Origin of the sequence: Spirillospora sp. NPDC047418 (assembly GCF_040643275.1) — a bacterium.
Lineage (GTDB): Bacteria > Actinomycetota > Actinomycetes > Streptosporangiales > Streptosporangiaceae > Spirillospora.
In genome coordinates this window covers 1-1653 of the sequence record NZ_JBEYTW010000204.1, presented here as the reverse complement: position 1 = coordinate 1653, position 1653 = coordinate 1, and the positions used below count along the sequence as shown (strand labels likewise).

Here is a 1653-nt window from a genome sequence, read left to right as displayed (position 1 = left end):
CCTCGGGCTTTCACTGGACGGCGGGTCGGGAGTGACCGTTTGGACAAGAAAAGTGCCCTCGAGCTGGGAGGATAGGGCTTGTCGAAGGTCCTGTCCGCGCCAGTTCAGAAGGCACTTTTCACGTGAAGACTACAGGTCGCTCTGCCAAGCTCGCGGTGTCTTGTGACGGGGCCGGGATCGTTGGTCAGGCCGGCGGCGTGCTGCTGACCCAGACGCTCCGCGCGACCGGGCTCGACCGGGCGCTTTCTGCTGGGTTGGAGCGGTGGCGCAAGCCGCGGGTGGTCCATGATCCGGGCAAGGTCGTCGCGGACCTGGCGGTGACGCTGGCACTGGGCGGGGACTGCCTGTCCGACATCGCGATCCTGCGGGCCGAGCCGGAGCTGTTCGGGCCGGTGCCGTCCGATCCGACGGTGTCGCGGCTGGTCACCACCCTGGCCCAGGCCGGCCCGCAGGCGTTGCGGGCGATCCGCAAGGCCCGTTCGTCCGCCCGTGCGCGGGCCTGGGAACTGGCCGGCGAGCACGCCCCCGGGACGGACGGGGACCTGATTCCGGTGGACCTGGACGCCACGATCGTGCTCGCGCACTCGGAGAAGGAACACGCCGCCCCGACGTGGAAGCGCACCTTCGGGTTCCACCCGATGACCGCGTTCATCGACCACGGCCCCGGCGGGACCGGTGAGGCCGCCGCCCTGGTGCTGCGGCCGGGCAACGCCGGCTCCAACACCGCCGCCGACCACATCACCGCAGGCCGCCTGGCCCTCAACCAAATCCCGTCGCGCCTGCACAAACAAGTCATCATCCGGACCGACTCAGGTGGCGGCACCCACGAGTTCCTGGACTGGGTCACCGCCCGCCGCGTCAAGTACTCGATCGGGTTCAACCTCACCGACGACATCTGCGCCGCCATCCTCGCCCTGCCCGAACACGTGTGGCAGTGCGCCTACGACGCCGACCGCAGGCCCCGCCGGGGCGCGTGGGTCGCCGAGCTGACCGGCATGCTCGACCTGACCGGCTGGCCCAAGGGGATGCGGGTCATCGTCCGCCGCGAACGCCCCCACCCCGGCGCGCAGCTGCGGTTCACCGACATCGACGGGCACCGCTTCACCTGCTTTGTCACCGGCACCCGGCACGGGCAACTCGCCGACCTGGAACTGCGCCACCGCCGCCGCGCCCGCTGCGAGGACCGCATCCGCTGCGCCAAAGACACCGGCCTGCGCAACCTGCCCCTGCACAGCGCCGCCGCCAACCAGATCTGGCTCGAACTCGTCGCGCTCGCCGCCGACCTGACCGCCTGGGCCCAGATGCTCGCCTTCACCGATCATCCGGCACGGCTCTGGGAACCCAAACGCCTGCGCCTGCGGGTCTTCTCGACCGCCGCACGCCTGGCACGGGGCGGCAGACGGCTCCGGCTCCGGCTGGCCCGCCACTGGCCCTGGAGCGGTCTGATCGCCTCGGCGATCACCCGGCTGCAGATGCTCCCGGCACCCTGACCAGCACCAACCGTCCCAACAACACCAGGAAGGAGAACCCCGGGGCCCGTGGAACCCCGCCCACCCGACGCGACAGTCGGGCCCAACGGCTGACCCGCCGCCGAAAGCCAAGAGCCGGTTGGGTCGCTCCGCGACCCAACCGACCTACGAAAAATCGAGGCTA

General features: G+C 70.8%; 1 protein-coding gene. It reads left to right on the top strand.

The window, feature by feature from the left end; translation table 11 throughout:
* The first annotated feature begins 122 nt into the window (after window positions 1-122).
* Window positions 123-1490, top strand: coding sequence for an IS1380 family transposase (locus tag ABZ806_RS45030; protein ID WP_500226129.1), 1368 nt, complete (start codon window positions 123-125; stop codon window positions 1488-1490).
* The last annotated feature ends 163 nt before the right edge of the window (window positions 1491-1653 follow it).